General features: G+C 57.2%; 16 protein-coding genes. 10 read left to right on the forward strand and 6 right to left on the reverse strand.

The window, feature by feature from the left end; genetic code table 11:
• Positions 1–359, reverse strand: a 359-nt coding sequence (locus tag PH5382_RS20130) for a hypothetical protein (protein WP_231751862.1), incomplete at its 3' end; no start/stop codon positions are given.
• Between PH5382_RS20130 and lepA the strand changes: the two genes are divergently transcribed.
• From lepA to PH5382_RS11875, 7 genes are all read left to right on the forward strand, one after another.
• Positions 315–2,114 (forward strand): translation elongation factor 4, encoded by a 1,800-nt coding sequence (gene lepA / locus PH5382_RS11850; protein ID WP_058334606.1) that lies wholly within the window; start codon positions 315–317, stop codon positions 2,112–2,114. The genes PH5382_RS20130 and lepA overlap by 45 nt on opposite strands.
• Positions 2,115–2,383: 269 nt before the next feature.
• Complete coding sequence (locus PH5382_RS11855) at positions 2,384–2,698, forward strand: TraR/DksA family transcriptional regulator (RefSeq protein ID WP_058334607.1); 315 nt, start codon at positions 2,384–2,386, stop codon at positions 2,696–2,698.
• A gap of 134 nt (positions 2,699–2,832) precedes the next feature.
• On the forward strand, positions 2,833–3,366 hold the full coding sequence (locus PH5382_RS11860; RefSeq protein WP_058334608.1) for a PhnA domain-containing protein: 534 nt from the start codon (positions 2,833–2,835) through the stop codon (positions 3,364–3,366).
• Positions 3,367–3,469: 103 nt separating this feature from the next.
• Positions 3,470–4,123 (forward strand): protein-L-isoaspartate O-methyltransferase family protein, encoded by a 654-nt coding sequence (locus PH5382_RS11865; protein WP_058334609.1) that lies wholly within the window; start codon positions 3,470–3,472, stop codon positions 4,121–4,123.
• A gap of 6 nt (positions 4,124–4,129) precedes the next feature.
• A complete protein-coding gene (locus tag PH5382_RS19750; RefSeq protein WP_156414895.1) occupies positions 4,130–4,318 on the forward strand; it encodes a hypothetical protein in 189 nt (62 codons plus the stop codon).
• Positions 4,287–5,690, forward strand: a complete 1,404-nt coding sequence (locus PH5382_RS11870; RefSeq protein WP_058334729.1) for a TolC family outer membrane protein — start codon at positions 4,287–4,289, stop codon at positions 5,688–5,690. The genes PH5382_RS19750 and PH5382_RS11870 overlap by 32 nt, the downstream gene beginning before the upstream one ends.
• 145 nt (positions 5,691–5,835) lie before the next feature.
• The gene (locus PH5382_RS11875) at positions 5,836–7,011 is read left to right on the forward strand and encodes a hypothetical protein (protein WP_156414896.1); all 1,176 of its coding nucleotides are present in this window, start codon (positions 5,836–5,838) and stop codon (positions 7,009–7,011) included.
• A gap of 319 nt (positions 7,012–7,330) precedes the next feature.
• Here PH5382_RS11875 and PH5382_RS11880 read toward each other — a convergent pair whose 3' ends face one another.
• Together PH5382_RS11880 and PH5382_RS11885 are read right to left on the reverse strand one after the other, a co-directional pair.
• Entirely contained in the window at positions 7,331–8,794 is a 1,464-nt protein-coding gene (locus PH5382_RS11880) for a cobyric acid synthase (protein ID WP_058334611.1), read from the reverse strand.
• Positions 8,795–9,054: 260 nt separating this feature from the next.
• A complete protein-coding gene (locus PH5382_RS11885) occupies positions 9,055–9,372 on the reverse strand; it encodes a DUF6280 family protein (RefSeq protein WP_008207990.1) in 318 nt (105 codons plus the stop codon).
• Between the two features lie 218 nt (positions 9,373–9,590).
• On the opposite strand from PH5382_RS11885, the gene efp reads away from it, so the two are divergent.
• On the forward strand, positions 9,591–10,154 hold the full coding sequence (gene efp / locus PH5382_RS11890) for an elongation factor P (protein ID WP_058334612.1): 564 nt from the start codon (positions 9,591–9,593) through the stop codon (positions 10,152–10,154).
• Positions 10,155–10,258: 104 nt separating this feature from the next.
• On the opposite strand, the gene PH5382_RS11895 is transcribed toward efp, so the two are convergent.
• Complete coding sequence (locus PH5382_RS11895; RefSeq protein WP_058334613.1) at positions 10,259–10,828, reverse strand: invasion associated locus B family protein; 570 nt, start codon at positions 10,826–10,828, stop codon at positions 10,259–10,261.
• A 126-nt stretch (positions 10,829–10,954) separates the two neighbouring features.
• Between PH5382_RS11895 and PH5382_RS11900 the strand changes: the two genes are divergently transcribed.
• Positions 10,955–11,440: a hypothetical protein gene (locus tag PH5382_RS11900; RefSeq protein WP_058334614.1), complete on the forward strand. Its 486-nt coding sequence runs from the start codon at positions 10,955–10,957 to the stop codon at positions 11,438–11,440.
• Between the two features lie 55 nt (positions 11,441–11,495).
• Here PH5382_RS11900 and PH5382_RS11905 read toward each other — a convergent pair whose 3' ends face one another.
• A complete protein-coding gene (locus PH5382_RS11905; protein ID WP_058334615.1) occupies positions 11,496–12,227 on the reverse strand; it encodes a CAF17-like 4Fe-4S cluster assembly/insertion protein YgfZ in 732 nt (243 codons plus the stop codon).
• Between the two features lie 129 nt (positions 12,228–12,356).
• Here PH5382_RS11905 and PH5382_RS11910 point away from each other — a divergent pair, with 129 nt between their 5' ends.
• A complete protein-coding gene (locus tag PH5382_RS11910; protein ID WP_058334616.1) occupies positions 12,357–13,052 on the forward strand; it encodes a TIGR04283 family arsenosugar biosynthesis glycosyltransferase in 696 nt (231 codons plus the stop codon).
• Between the two features lie 45 nt (positions 13,053–13,097).
• Here PH5382_RS11910 and PH5382_RS11915 read toward each other — a convergent pair whose 3' ends face one another.
• Entirely contained in the window at positions 13,098–14,957 is a 1,860-nt protein-coding gene (locus PH5382_RS11915; RefSeq protein ID WP_058334617.1) for an ABC transporter ATP-binding protein, read from the reverse strand.
• Positions 14,958–15,219 lie beyond the last annotated feature (262 nt).

Here is a 15,219-nt window from a genome sequence, read left to right on the forward strand (position 1 = left end):
ATTCCGTCCGGGGAAAGGGGAAGTCCCCTCAGAAACCGATTTGTGCAACAAAGCCGGTCGTCGGGCGAATGGTCACTTTGAGATGTCCAAATTGAGAGGATAAGTTTTAGGCAGTTCAGAGTTACTTCGTCTGAAATTGCAGGAGAAGTGTTACGTTCAAAAAGGGAAAGTGCACGAAGGAACACCCTTCCCGTCATGGTTCCACGTTGCTTGCTGTCTAAAGAGCGAAACTTGAGAAGTTCTTCTTCAAATGAATAGCCCAAATTGGCTGTCCCTTCTTGACCAATCTCTGATTCCAAATCATACGCCTGAGCATGACTGATCTCGCCAAAATCCGCAATTTCTCCATCGTCGCCCATATCGACCATGGCAAATCCACCCTCGCAGACCGGCTCATCCAAGAGACCGGCACGGTGGAGGTGCGCGATATGAAGGCGCAGCTGCTTGATAGTATGGACATCGAGCGCGAGCGCGGCATCACCATCAAGGCCAACACGGTCCGGATTGATTACAAGGCGGACGATGGTGAGAATTATGTTCTCAACCTGATCGACACCCCCGGCCACGTCGATTTCGCCTATGAGGTCTCCCGCTCAATGCGTGCGGTTGAAGGCTCATTGCTGGTGGTCGACAGCACGCAAGGGGTTGAAGCGCAGACCCTGGCAAATGTCTATCACGCCATGGAGGCCGACCACGAGATCGTGCCGGTGCTGAACAAGATCGACCTTCCAGCTTCGGATTGTGATCGGGTTGCGGAACAGATCGAAGATGTTATTGGCATTGAGGCGACTGGCGCCATTCGGGTTTCGGCCAAGACCGGCGAAGGCATTCATGAGACACTCGAGGCCATCGTCAATGAATTGCCTGCCCCCAAAGGCACCCGCGATGCACCGCTGAAGGCGATGCTGGTGGACAGCTGGTATGATGCCTATCTTGGCGTGATCGTACTCGTGCGCATCATGGACGGCGTTCTAAAAAAGGGCGAACGGATCAAGATGCTCTCTAACGGTTCGGTGCACCATGTGGATCGCATCGGTGTTTTCCGTCCTGAGATGGAAGTGATTGATGAGCTGGGCCCCGGCGAGATCGGCTTCCTCACCGCTTCGATCAAGCAGGTGCGCGATACCCGTGTGGGCGATACAATCACCCATGAGAAAAAGGGCACCACCGACGCGCTACCGGGCTTTAAGCCCGCGCAGCCAGTGGTGTTCTGTGGGTTGTTCCCGGTCGACAGTGCCGAATTCGAAGACCTGCGCGATGCCATCGACAAGCTGGCGCTGAATGATGCGTCTTTCAGCTTTGAAATGGAGACTTCGGCGGCGCTGGGCTTTGGCTTCCGTTGTGGTTTCCTGGGTCTGTTGCACCTTGAGGTGATCCGGGACCGGGTGGAGCGCGAATATAACATCGAGCTGATCACCACAGCACCCTCGGTGGTCTATCATATCCACATGCGCGACGGCACCATGACCGAGCTGCACAACCCTGCCGACATGCCCGACTTGACCATCGTTGATCACCTGGAAGAGCCGCGCATCAAGGCGACCATTCTGGTGCCGGACGAATATCTTGGCGATGTGTTGAAGCTGTGCCAGGATCGTCGTGGCATCCAGCTGGACCTCACCTATGCAGGCAGCCGTGCCATGGCAGTTTACGATCTGCCGCTGAACGAGGTGGTGTTTGATTTTTATGACCGGTTGAAATCGGTGACCAAGGGATACGCGTCGTTTGACTATCAGATGACCGGCTATCAGACCGACAATCTGGTCAAGATGTCGGTGCTGGTGAATGACGAGCCGGTGGATGCGCTGTCGATGATGGTGCACCGCGACCGCGCCGAAGCCCGTGGCCGTGCCATGGTTGAAAAGCTGAAAGACCTGATCCCGCGCCACATGTTCAAGATCCCGATTCAGGCCGCCATCGGTGGCAAGGTGATCGCGCGCGAGACCCTGTCGGCTATGCGCAAGGATGTGACCGCCAAATGTTATGGTGGTGATGCCTCGCGTAAGAAGAAACTGCTGGAGAAGCAGAAAAAGGGGAAAAAGAAGATGCGCCAGTTCGGCAAAGTCGACATCCCGCAGGAAGCCTTTATTTCGGCCCTGAAAATGGACAGCTAAGCAGCGCAGAATTTTTGACACTTTCAAGACGGGGCTTCGGCCCCGTTTTTTGTTGCAAGGTTTTGCGGCTCCTCCCCGATGCTCTGGTCAGAAATGGGTGCGTTTGAGGCGGTCTTTCGGATTTGAGGCAGTTTTTCTTTGACCTCCGGGCTTTCTACCGTGAAATTTCCGCAACACTCCCCAAATCTCGCGAGTATGTTGATACGGGTCAATGACGTAGGCTGAACTTTGGGGATGGTGGTCTTAGGCCAAAAATTGGGAGGTAACGCATGGATTTTGCAGCGCGAAAGCAGTCACTCGAAGCCCGTCGCAAGGCGCTGACGGGGCATCTGCTGGAAGTCGAGCACGCGCTTGACGCTCCTATGTCAAAGGATTGGGAGGATCGATCCTCTGAGCGTCAGGGGGATGAGGTGCTTGAAACCTTGGGGCTCAACGAGTTGGAAGAGGTGCGCCAGATTGATGCTGCGCTGGCCCGGTTGAGTGACGGATCCTATGGCTATTGCCTGATCTGCGGCGACGCCATTGCGCCGAAACGACTGGACCTGCTGCCGGCCACTCCGTTTTGCAGCGGTTGCGCCCAATAAGGTGATCTCTTCTGGGCAGACTCTTTGGTTGAAAGAGGGGGCCTTTATGGGGTGGTTTTGGCGCGGCGCGACAGGCTTTTCATTCCTGTTGGAAGGGGCTAAGGCGAGGCAGTGCTGTTTTCTGGAGATCTGCCATGACCTGTGCCCTGTGTTCTGCCGATGCAGCGACCCGTTTTTTTGCCGTCAGCGGTGGCCCCGATGACGCCGGAGTCGAGATTTGTGCCACCTGTCAGGGCCAGATCGAAGGTGACCTTGAGCCGAACCACTGGCGTTGTCTGGCATCTTCCATGTGGTCGCAAGAGACCGCCGTGCAGGTGCTAGCGGCACGCCTTTTAGGGCGTCTTTCCGGTCCCGATGGGGGGCAGGACGGTGGGCAGCAGTGGGCGCGCGATCTTGCCGACCAGCTTTGGCTTGATGATGAGGCCCGGGCCTGGGCTGACAACCAGCCGCAGTCCGGAGGGCATGTCGATAGCAATGGCGCTGTGCTTGTTGCCGGAGATAATGTGGTGCTGATCAAGGATTTACCGGTCAAAGGCGCGGGGTTTACCGCCAAGCGCGGCACCGCGGTACGGGGAATTTCACTGGTGCAGGACAATCCCGAACATATCGAAGGGCGGGTCGAAGGGCAGCGCATTGTCATTTTGACCAAGTTTGTAAAAAAGAAATAGGCTCTGGTGCATCATGGCGCGCAAATCGCCATTGGCCCCGTTGCTGTGTCGGCGGGGATATGGCACAACCTTTCGTAACTGACTGAACAAAAGAGTTTAGCATATGACCGATTTCGCCGAACGCCGCCGTATGATGGTGGACACTCAGGTCCGCCCATCAGATGTGACAAAATATCCGATCATCGAGGCTTTGCTGGCTGTCCCGCGGGAAGAATTTGTTCCTGATGCACAGCGCGAAGGCGCCTATGCTGACCGCAACATGGATCTGGGTGGCAATCGCACTTTGATTGAGGCGCGCACACTGGCCAAGATGCTGGACGCACTGGATATTCAAAGCGATGAGCTGGTATTGGATGTCGGCTGCGGCCTTGGCTATTCGACGGCTGTCGCCGCGCGTCTGGCTGTCATGGTGATTGGCGTCGAAGAAGACGAGACCATGTCGGTGGATGCTCAGAGCCAGCTTTCCGAGGTCGGAGCAGACAATGCCATTGTGCATGTCGGGCCTTTGACTGACGGCGCGGCAGAGCACGGCCCCTATGATGTGATCCTGGTACAGGGCGGTGTCGAGGAGCTTCCGGACAGTCTTTTGGCCCAACTGAAAGATGGCGGGCGGATTGCTGTGATCTTCATGACGGGGGCTCTGGGCGAGGTGAAAATCGGCTATAAACGTGGTGAGCAGATCTCCTGGCGCTTTGCATTCAACGCGGGCGCTGCAGTGCTGCCGGGTTTTGCACGCAAACCAGAGTTTGCGCTTTAACCCGGTTTGGATGATACTCTTGGGACAGGAGTAGCAAGAATTTTGGCCCAGGACGCAAAGACCACGACGGAAAAAAACAATGGAATACTCGGGTCGCATTTTTCTTTGCGGCTTGATCCCCAACCTACCGCGGCTGGCGGCGCGGCAAACGATAAGGCTACCGATGCGAAAGAAATTTTCGGCGAGTTTGTTTAAAACGTTTGTATTTGCGGGCAGTGTTGCCCTTGCATTTGCCATGCCAAAGGGCGCGCAGGCAGACAACCTGTCGGACGCCCTGATCGGCGCCTATAAAAACAGCGGACTGTTGGAACAGAACCGCGCGCTGTTGCGGGCCACGGACGAGGATGTCGCCGCAACGGTTGCGCTGCTGCGGCCGGTGATCGATTGGACCATTACAGCCAGCAACAGCTATTCCAGCGTGACACCCGGTCTGCGTAGCAATCAGCTGTCGACAGGGCTCACCTTTGGTTTGTTGCTCTATGACGGTGGCGTGTCACGCATGCGCCAACTTGCAGCGCAGCAGGTGGTTCTGGCCACACGTCAATCCCTGCTCAACATTGAACAGCAGGTTCTGTTCTCGGCGGTGCAGGCCTATGTCAATGTGCTGCTCCAGCAAGATACAGTGCAGCTTCAAAGCAACAACCTGCGCCTATTGCAAGAAGAGTTGAAGGCCTCTCAGGATCGATTTGAGGTTGGCGAAGTGACGCGGACGGATGTTGCTCTGGCGCAAAGCCGGGTTGCTTCAGCACGTGCATCTCTGATTGAAAGCCGCGGTAACCTTCTGGAGGCAAAAGCCTCCTACGTAGAGGCGGTTGGCCATCCGATCGGCACCATTGCCGGACAGCCGCCTTTGCCCAAGCGGGCGTCTTCCTTGCAGGCCGCTGAAGCGGTGGCTGCGCGTAATCACCCCAGTCTTCTGGCGCAGCAACACACCGTAAAGGCTTCGGACTATTCGGTGCAGTCGGCACAAAAAGGTCTGGGTCCAACTGTTACTCTGAATGCCGAAGTCAGTGATACACTGGGTGTCAGCAATTCCGTTGATTTCGACAGTTCCGGTGCCAGCATCGTATTCCGGCAAAACCTCTATACAGGTGGATCAAAGGCTTCCGGTATACGGGCCAGTATTGCCAGCAGGGATGCGAACAAAGGCCAGTTGATTACAATCCAGCGCGCTGTGACCCAAGATGTCGCGGCTGCCTATGTTACACTGGAAGCGGCGGCCGCAAGCCTCGTGTCTTCGAACGAGAGCGTCAGGGCTGCAAGGGTGGCTTTTGATGGTATCCGCGAAGAGGCCACCCTTGGCGCTCGCACAACACTGGACGTGCTGCAGGCAGAGCAGGATCTTCTGGATGCGCAAACTGCGCGGGTTCAGGCGCGAGCGAGTCAGGCCTCGGCAGCCTATGCATTGTTGCAGGCACAGGGATTGCTGACGGCGGAACACCTTGGTCTGGCAGTAGAAATCTACGATCCCACACTATACTATAATTTGGTCAAAGACGCGCCTTCGCCGGTTAGCCGCCGGGGGAAAGATCTTGATCGCGTTCTCAGGGCTTTGGGAAAGAACTGAGAGCCTTGAGGCCGTGCTGAGGGTCCTTGGAGAGAGCCGAGGGCCTTCGAAGGTCTTGGGGAAGAATTGAAAATTCTCTCTAGTTGTTGTGTGAACGGGGGAGGGCGGCTAAACTTGTCTCAAAGGCTAGAGTGGTTGAAAAAATATGTCGGATCCCGTTACACAGGCTGAAATCGAAGATGTCCTGTCCTCCATTCGTCGTCTGGTGAGCGAGGACGGGCGTACAGCTCCGCGGCCACAACCGGTTCAGACTCCTCCTAAAGCGGCATCCCGACTGGTCCTGACCCCGGCACTTCGGGTCTCCGATCCGGAGCCCAATAGCCCGAAGGACTGTGCCGAAACCAGCCCCACTTTGCCAACTCCCACTGCTTCCAATGAGAGATCGTCTGACGCATCACATGCAGATGATAGCGATAAGGGGCGTGGTGGGCAGAGCGAGATGAAAGTGGCATTCGAACAGAATGACCCGGTTCACACGCCAGAGTTCCATCACATAGCGCCGGTGAGGACAGCGGAAAGCGCGAATCCGCCGCAAGCCCGCTCCGAGACCCTGGACACGCTGACCGCAGATTCGGGTGTTGACGGTTTCGAGAATGACTGCACTGCCGAGGATCATGGCGCAGGCGAAGCGGCAGAAGACAATCAGGAAACTAGTGTGAGCGAGGCGGGAGCATTGGACGCCGCGCCTTGGCATGACCCGGATGCGACCCTGTTTCATGCGGCAGCCGCCGGTGACCAAGGTGACATCGGTGAAGATGCAGCTGGCGATTTTCCATCTGACGCTCCGCATGAGGAGCAAGATTTATTGGAGCAGGAGGCGGCTGCGGGAGCGCGCGTGTCTGCCGTGGTCCAGAAAATTGCGGAACTGGAAGCCAAGGTCGCCAGATCCGAAGAGCAATGGGAGCCCGATGGCCGCTCGCAAGATCCCTATGCCGGGACCAATATCGAGACATTGGAATGGAAAGATCACCTTGAAGGTGTGACCGGCGATAGCTCGCAAGCAGAAAGCCCTGCCAGAGGTGATGAAGAAAAAGATCCAGATCAGAACCAGACCGACATGAAGGCTCAGGCCACGTCTTCGGGGCAGGGTGGTGATGCTCCGGACCTGGCGGCGGATGCCGTGACGGAGGCGACGATGGAACGTTTGGAAGAATTGTCTGCCGAAGATAGCTTTCTGGACGAAGACAGCCTGCGGGATCTGGTTGCGGAAATCGTCCGCTCGGAGCTACAGGGGGCTTTGGGTGAACGTATCACCCGTAACGTGCGCAAACTCGTGCGCCGTGAAATTCACCGCGCGCTTGCCGCTCAGGATCTTGCCTGAACGCCTCGATCGGGGTCCTCATCCAGAGGGTTTCGAGCTGAACTGATCTGTCGGCAAAGGTGACGGTTAGGCGATATGGGCTTGGCTGTGCCGCCTTGACTTGCTGCTGGACAGATTGCTTCTCCCCAACAGTCACCGTCTTCCCGAAGGCCTCTGACAAGGAGGCCTTGATTGACGACCACCGAGAAGAAACCCTGCGTAGGGCTGGTGCTTTAGGCTGTAGTGGTCGCAGGAGGGGGAGGCGGAGAATCCCGGCGTGTCTTGTGCGGCCTCTACCAGAGTGCCGCCTCACCAGTTGCAGTCACAATCAGACGAAGTTTCAAGTCTGCGGCGGCACCGGGGTAGACAGCGCGAGCAACTGATCCAGATCCATGTGGCGTTCAAGATGCTCGGCAAGGGCGTCCAGCGTATCTTCTACGCCCTGATCATATCCGGTTTGGCTTTCGACACCGAGGTCTGACAGAAAACTGGCGCGAAACGGATCGGAGCTAAACAGCCCGTGCAGATAGGACCCCATGACCCGGCCATCACCCGACACTGCGCCATCCATGCGATCACCGATGCGCAGCCAAGCGCGGGCGCAGTCCGGGCCTTCGGTGCGGCCCATATGGATTTCATAACCATCAACTGGTAGATCACCTTTGTCACTGCGGGCTTTGGTCAATGTCACGTGTTTGTCGCCGGACATCACAGTGTGCACATCCAAAAGGCCCAGCCCGTCTACTTTGCCGGGGCGGCCGTCGACGCCTTGGGGGTCGTCAATCGTTTTGCCAAGCATCTGATAGCCACCACAAAGCCCCAGCACGTGTCCGCCGCGCCGATGGTGGGCAAGAATATCGATGTCCCAGCCCTGTGCCCGCAGATAGGCAAGGTCACCGATGGTGGACTTGCTGCCGGGGATCAAGACCAGGTCTGCGTCGCCGGGTAAAGCACGCCCAGGGGGGACGATCTCCACCGTAACTTCGGGCTCTGCTGCCAATGGATCCAGGTCGTCAAAATTGGCCATGCGTTCCAGTTGCGGCACCACGATCTTGCAGGCACCGCCGCTGCGCGAAGCGATATCCATCATGTCTTCAGCCGGGAGTTTCCAGGCATCCCAAAACCAGGGGACTACACCAAGTGAGGGCCAGCCTGTACGACGGGCGATATCATCACGCCCGGCATCAAACAGGCTGATGTCACCTCTAAAACGATTGACGGCGAAACCGACGATCCGGTCCAGATCTTGTTCTTCCAGTACGGCTTTGGTGCCAACGATCTGCGCAATGACACCGCCGCGGTGAATGTCTCCGACCAGAACCACAGGTGCCTGTACCGCGCAGGCAAAGCCCATATTGGCAATATCGCCTTTGCGCAGATTGGTCTCCGCCGGCGAGCCCGCCCCCTCGATCAGCATCAAATCAACACCAGCGGCAAGCCGATAGTAGCTGTCACAGGCGGCCTCGAGCAGGCCTGATTTGTCGCGCATGAAGGATCCGGCGGCCTGGGTGCCGCGCCGCTTGCCCTGTACGATAATCTGAGCCCCGGTATCGGTTTCCGGCTTCAACAGGACGGGGTTCATATCCACATGCGGGGCAAGGCCGGCGGCGCGCGCCTGCAAGGCCTGTGCACGCCCGATTTCACCACCTTCGGGGGTAACGGCAGCATTGTTGGACATGTTTTGCGGCTTGAAGGGGGCCACTTTCAGACCACGTTTCAGATAGGCCCGCGCCAGTCCCGCCACCAGCATGGATTTTCCGACGTTGCTGCCGGTGCCTTGGATCATGAGCGCGCGTGCTACCATGGGATTTCTCTGTATGCCTCCGAATTGATTTGCTAGGAAATACTCTGATCGCCGATCTGAGACGACAGGAAAAGCCTCTTTGTCAGCATATCAATCCAGGCCGGAAGTGGTCGGGCAAAATCGCCTGAAAGCCATCAGGCCACGACATTATGCCGACAGAATGCCGACAGACAAAACGCTTCAATGGTTGTTGGCGCGCAAAAAAGAAAAGCGCGCCCCCCAGGACGCGCCTTACTTTTGGCAGTATCGTAAATTTGAGCCTAGGCCGCTTCAGCCTGGGCTGCATTGCGACGTTCGCTTTCTTCACGCGACAGCGCAACCGAGGTGCGCACACCACGGCCCACGAATTCCATCAATCCGCCGACAACCCGTTCGTTGGGGTCGATGCCAGCACAGCTGAGGACTTCGCGACCATCGCGTGAGCGGGCCCAGCGGGCTATTTGTTCGGGGCCGTTGCCATATTTTTTATCATCGGCAATAGCGTCATCCAGCGCGGCCAAGACTACAGCTGCAAAGAGCTTGCGTGCTCGGTTGCCCTGTTCATTGTTATACGCGGTGCCGTCAACGAAATCTCGCATCCCGTTTCCTTTGTTGTTCTTGCCATTGCAATTCTCGGCGTGGCGTTCCTTATGACGGAACTGTGACGATTCGGGTAGCCTGTATGTGCATAGCTTTCATGCAAATTTTGCATAGCTTCTACGCGTTTCCTACGACATATCGTTGTCTTGCCAGCTGAGACCACGACAGATATAGGGAGGTTTAACATATCATCAACCTTCCGAGATGGATTTTTCAGATGCCCAAGATCAATGGTAACGAGATCCGCCCAGGTAATGTCCTGGAGCACAACGGCGGACTTTGGGCCGCGGTTAAGGTCGATCACGTAAAGCCCGGTAAAGGTGGCGCTTTTGCACAGGTCGAACTGCGTAACCTGCGCAATGGCTCGAAACTGAACGAACGGTTCCGCAGCGCCGACAAAGTAGAACGCGTACGCCTGGAGCAAAAAGATCAGCAATTCCTCTACGAGAGTGATGGCATGCTAATCTTTATGGACACCGAAACCTATGAGCAGATTGAGCTGCCTGCGGAACTGCTGGGTGATCGTCGCCCGTTCCTGCAGGATGGCATGACAATTGTTGTCGAATTTTACGATGCCGAAGCGCTCCACGCGACGGTGCCGCAGAAAGTGACCTGCAAAATCGTTGAGACAGAACCGGTTGTGAAGGGGCAGACAGCTGCCAACTCCTTCAAGCCTGCGATCCTCGATAATGGCGTCAAAGTCATGGTGCCGCCTTTTGTGGGCCAGGATGAGATGATCGTGGTCAATACCGATACCATGGAATACTCCGAACGCGCCTGACCTCTGCGCTTTTGTCTGGATTGAAAAGCCCCGCTGACCTGATAGGTCGCGGGGCTTTTTTTGTTGGGCTCAGAGGTGCGGCATCAAACGGGATAAAGCCGGTCTTATTCAGGGGCCGGAATATGGGTGCTGTGACCACATTCATCCATCATTTTACCGTAGGCTGCGGTAAAGCCCCGGAGGGAAACCTGCAGGAGGGGCTTTCCGGCCTCAAAGGGGTGCACAAGGCGAATGTCGATGCTTTGCCCTGCCTTCATCCAGAGCAGCATGTTGACGGTATCCTGCCAGCGCGGTTCAACCTCTGCATGGGCAAAGCCTTCGGCATCGAGATAACCACTGGCGATGCCGTAAAAGGCGGCTTGCCCGTCAAAGACAAACCCGACGGCCTGACCGTTCTGAATAAGCGTACTGTGGCCGCGTATCGCGGATTCGTGCAGCAACGGCTCTGGGTAATCCGCAGGCGGGCCACCATCGAGATTGATGACCGAGAGGCGCAACGAGGGGAGCCCATCTCCTCCGGTGATAGCGGTGCAGGTCTTGGTGGTGTCTTCAGTGCTTTCCCGGATTTCGGTATGAACGCGCCAGGCGCCATATTCCCAATAGCTCTGGGCGCTGGCCGGCAGGCCAAAGGGGAGCATAACAATCGGTAGTAGCAAGGCAAGGCGGTGGCGCATGATGTCTCCGTTTTTTAGTATCGTATCTCGCTCGGGTTGCTTTTTTCGCTGAGTTTATTTCGAAAAAATGATTGTGCGTGTTAATGGATGGTCAACCTATGGTTTAAAATGGCGAGGAGTTTGATTATGACTGGAACGAGTACAGCAGAAATTATTAATTTCAACGAACCGATTGGAGTTTTTTCTTCCACAAAGGAAGTGAGACTCGATATCGGCACCCGTGCCGTCAAAGAAAACGTTCCTGCCGATCACAACAGTTGGGCGACCCGCTTGGTTGTCAAACGGGTAGATGGGCCAAGCGAAGGGCCGGTTCATACAGATCATGTCATTGGTTTGTTTTCTGAAACTGAGGCCGTGCGGCTGGATATTGGAACCAGAGCGATGAAAGAGGACGTGCCGGCTTCGCATGTATCCTGGGCGACAGTTCTGCAATTTCAGCGTCTTGACGGGCCCAACACGGGCAACCTGCGCTACGGCGATGTGGTTGGTGTCTTTTCAACCACCGAGGCGGTGCGGCTGGACATCGGTACCCGTGCCATGAAGGAAAACGTCCCTGCCGACCACGACAGCTGGGCAACCCAACTCAATATCCGCGAGGTCGCACCACTCTGATGTCCGGCCAGCCAAGTTTCCGGCGCGCCAAGTGATTTCTGTTTTAGGAGAGATATCAGCCTAGCGAAATATGGGCGCTTTCCGCCTGCATTTCTCCCTTGGCGCGATCAAACCGCAGATAAGCAATGGCCTTGCCACCGGCTTGGGTGAACAAAGTCCCCACGGGCTTGTCTGCGGCGGTGATCGCACTGCCGACCGGGGCTGCGCCTGTGATCTCGACCACGCGCAGACCTTTACGCAACTCCGTTTTGTGCTTCATGCGGGCGGTGACCTCCTGGCCGACATAGCAGCCCTTGCGAAAATCAACTCCGTTCAGCGCTTCGAACCCCATCTCGAGAATATAGCTGTCGGGACCTAACTCGATACCACTTTGAGGCACGCAATGGGCCACATGCAATGCGGCCCAGTCGCTGTCGTCTTCACCGCCATCCTGGCCAATCAGGCGCCATCCCAGATCAGAATTGCGCGGGTCTGCCAGCGCGCCTTCGGGAATTGGACCAGTGCCCCGTTTGACTGCCAGATCGGTGAGGCTGATCTCGACCTTGGCGCGCAGACGATACATTGTCAGGCGTTTGAGCAGGGCCTCGGCCAATTCCGCATCCACATCCAAGAGAACATCGGCACCATCTGCTGACAAAAAGAAATCCGCCAGGTATTTACCCTGCGGTGTCAGCATTGCAGCATAGACCAGCCCCTGATCAATCTTGTTGATGTCATTGGTGATCAGCCCCTGCAGAAAATCACGAGTGTCGGCTCCGGTCAGGCGAAGAATTTTACGCGCGCGCATATGTGGTCTCCCGAAGGCCCGTTTGGTTGGGGCTTGGTAAAAGTGATCTGTCTGGTCGTCCCAAGTGGGCATGGCCATTTGTTGCACCAGTGATATAGGAATGATGCCAGAGTTGAACAGGAAAACGCCATGCCCGCGCCTCTGAGTGTTGTGATCCCCACCTTGAATGCCGCAGCAGAGCTGCCGGAGTGCCTAGGGTCCCTCATGGAGGGGGTGTCAGAGGGGCTGATCCATGAGCTGATTATCAGCGATGGGGGATCGGAGGATGCCACGACAGAGATTGCAGCTGACGTGGGGGCCAGTCTAGTCACCGGGCCTGCGTCGCGTGGTGGGCAGCTGCGCCGGGGCTGTGCTGTGGCAAAAGGGGACTGGCTGCTGGTCTTGCACGCGGATACCCAGCTGTCGCCGGGCTGGGCCGCAGTGGTAGCGCAGCATCTTGAGGGGGCGGGCGATGAGGGGCGACAGCGCGCGCCTGCCTATTTCAACTTGCGATTCCGGGCAAAGGGGCTGGCCCCAAGTCTGGTGGCGGGCTGGGCCAATCTGCGGTCGCGTCTTTTTGGTTTGCCCTATGGCGATCAGGGACTGCTGATTTCACGTGCAGCCTATTTGGAGGCCGGTGCCTATCCGGATCAGCCCCTGATGGAGGATGTGGAGCTGGCAAAGCGTCTCAGCAACTTACAGGCGCTTGCGGTCGAAGCCCGAACAAGCGCGGCGCGCTATCAACGTGACGGCTGGCTGTGCCGAGGAGGGCGCAATTTGCTGACGCTGCTTCGCTTTCTTCTGGGAGCAGATCCCAAAACACTGGCGCGCAGCTATCACAAATAGCTGGAGTTCAAGGCTGGCAGTTGCTGGTCCCGGCTGAAACCACCCCTAGCTGAGCAGCCGACCAACCATGCGGCGCAACCAGCTAGGTTGTGCAGCACTGTTCTGCACCACAACAGCTGGGATTTGCGCTGCCATGCCCTGTGGATCAAGCAGCGTCTTGCCGTCCTGAAACTGCAACCGGTATAGATCAGCGTAGATGCCGCCGCGCTCCAGCAGCTCTTCGTGGGTGCCCTGATCCGCCACCTGACCCCGTTCCATCACCACAATTTTATCAGCGTTGCGCACCGTCGACAGCCTATGAGCAATCACCAGTGTTGTACGCCCGCCTGCAAGACGGTCCAGCGCCTGCTGCACGACTTTTTCTGACTGCGCATCCAGCGCCGAGGTGGCTTCATCCAGCAGCAGGACAGGGGTGTCGCGCAGCAAGGCACGGGCGATCACCACCCGTTGGCGCTGGCCACCAGACAGGGCAGAGCCACGCGGCCCCACCATTGTTTCCAGCCCATCCGGCAGCTTGCCGAGGAAATCGGAGACATGGGAGTCATCCAGTGCTTTTTGCAGCGCTTCCTCAGAGACATCCGTGCGCCCCAACACGATGTTTTCGCGTAGGGTTTCATCAAACAACAGCCCCTCTTGTGTCACCACAGAGAACAAGCCGCGCAGATCGTCAGTTGCAAGATCTCCGACCGCAGTCCCGCCCACCTGAACCGCGCCCATCTGCGGGTCCACCATGCGGGTCAACAGGTTGAAGATGGTTGATTTCCCCGCGCCTGACGCTCCCACCAGGGCCGTGGTTTTGCCGGCTTCGGCCTCCAGCGTCAGCCCGCGCAGAATTTCTGCTTCGCCGTAATTGAGACTGACGCCTTCCAGCTTGATACCGGGCAGCCCCTTGGGGGCGGGTTTGGGGTGTTCGGGTGATGTTAGCAGGATAGGGGCATCCATCAGCGCCTTGATCCGTTCCAGAGCGGCGGCGGCGGCCTGCCAGATCCCGGAGATATTGGCGAGACGACGCATTGGCTCAAACGACAGGCCGACCGAGGTAAAAAAGCTCATGAATTGACCGACGGTTTTCTCGCCTGCGATGATTTCAGAGCCACCATAGAGCAGCACAGCCATGAAACCGACACCCGCCATGATATCGGTCATGCCCGAGATTGACGATGTGCCAAAGGCAGCTTTGACCTCGGCACGGACAAATTGGTCAGTATGATCGCCGAAACGCTTTTGCTGGTAGTCTTCGAGCTTGTTGAGCTTGATTGGCACGATGCCGTGAAAAATCTCGTCCAGACGGGTGGCGAGGGCAGCGCCCAGATCGCGCGCCTCAGAGGCTTTGCGGCGGACGTATTTCTGCACCAGCGAGATTGGCAGCAGCAATCCCGGCACGCCGATCAGCAGAATCAGGGTCCAGCGCCAGTCAATACTGACAGCAACGCCAAGCACCGCAACCAGGGCCACGGCATCGCGCCCGGCGCCGGTGATCATCGACTGCCAAACATTGTTGATGGCGCTCACATCGGTCTGCACCCGCTGCAGCAGCAGGCCCGGCGCATGGGTCTGGTGAAACGATGGATCCTGCCGAATGAGACGCGCCAGCATGTCTTTGCGCAGATGCGCGGCCGAGGTCTGCGAGACTTTGCTCAACAGCACTTTCTGCGCAACACTGGAGACACCGCGCAGGGTGAAGATCCCCAAAAAGGCCAGACTTACCCAGACCAGTGCATTGGTGTTTCCGGCAACAAAGACCAGATCAAACATCGGCTGCATCATATAGCCGAGGGCACCCATGGTGGCGCCTTCGAGCAGCATGAAAACGACAGCAATGCCCAAAAGACCCATGTAATGGCGCAGATAGCCGCGCCAAAGCCAGCCCAATAGCTCGCGGGAAGAGGTGTGTTCATTGCTCATGTCGTGAAATTCCGGCTGGGAAAGCGTCGCAAATTCAGGGTCATTCTGCGCCTTCTCGTGACTTCGTGGAGGCCATTTAAGCAGCTCAGGGCGAGGGTGCAAGCTTTCTGCCCCCGTGGGGGAGGTCATGGAGTGCTCAGTGCGGTGTGGATTTGTCGATTTTCGGGAATTGACCTCGGGCAGAGGCGGGCTAGGGTTGCGCCGATGAAAGATTGGTTGAACAGGCGATCAGGTGATCGCGTGTAAACCCTGTGTGTGAGGC

The organism is Phaeobacter sp. CECT 5382 (genome assembly GCF_001457775.1).
Lineage (GTDB): Bacteria > Pseudomonadota > Alphaproteobacteria > Rhodobacterales > Rhodobacteraceae > Pseudophaeobacter.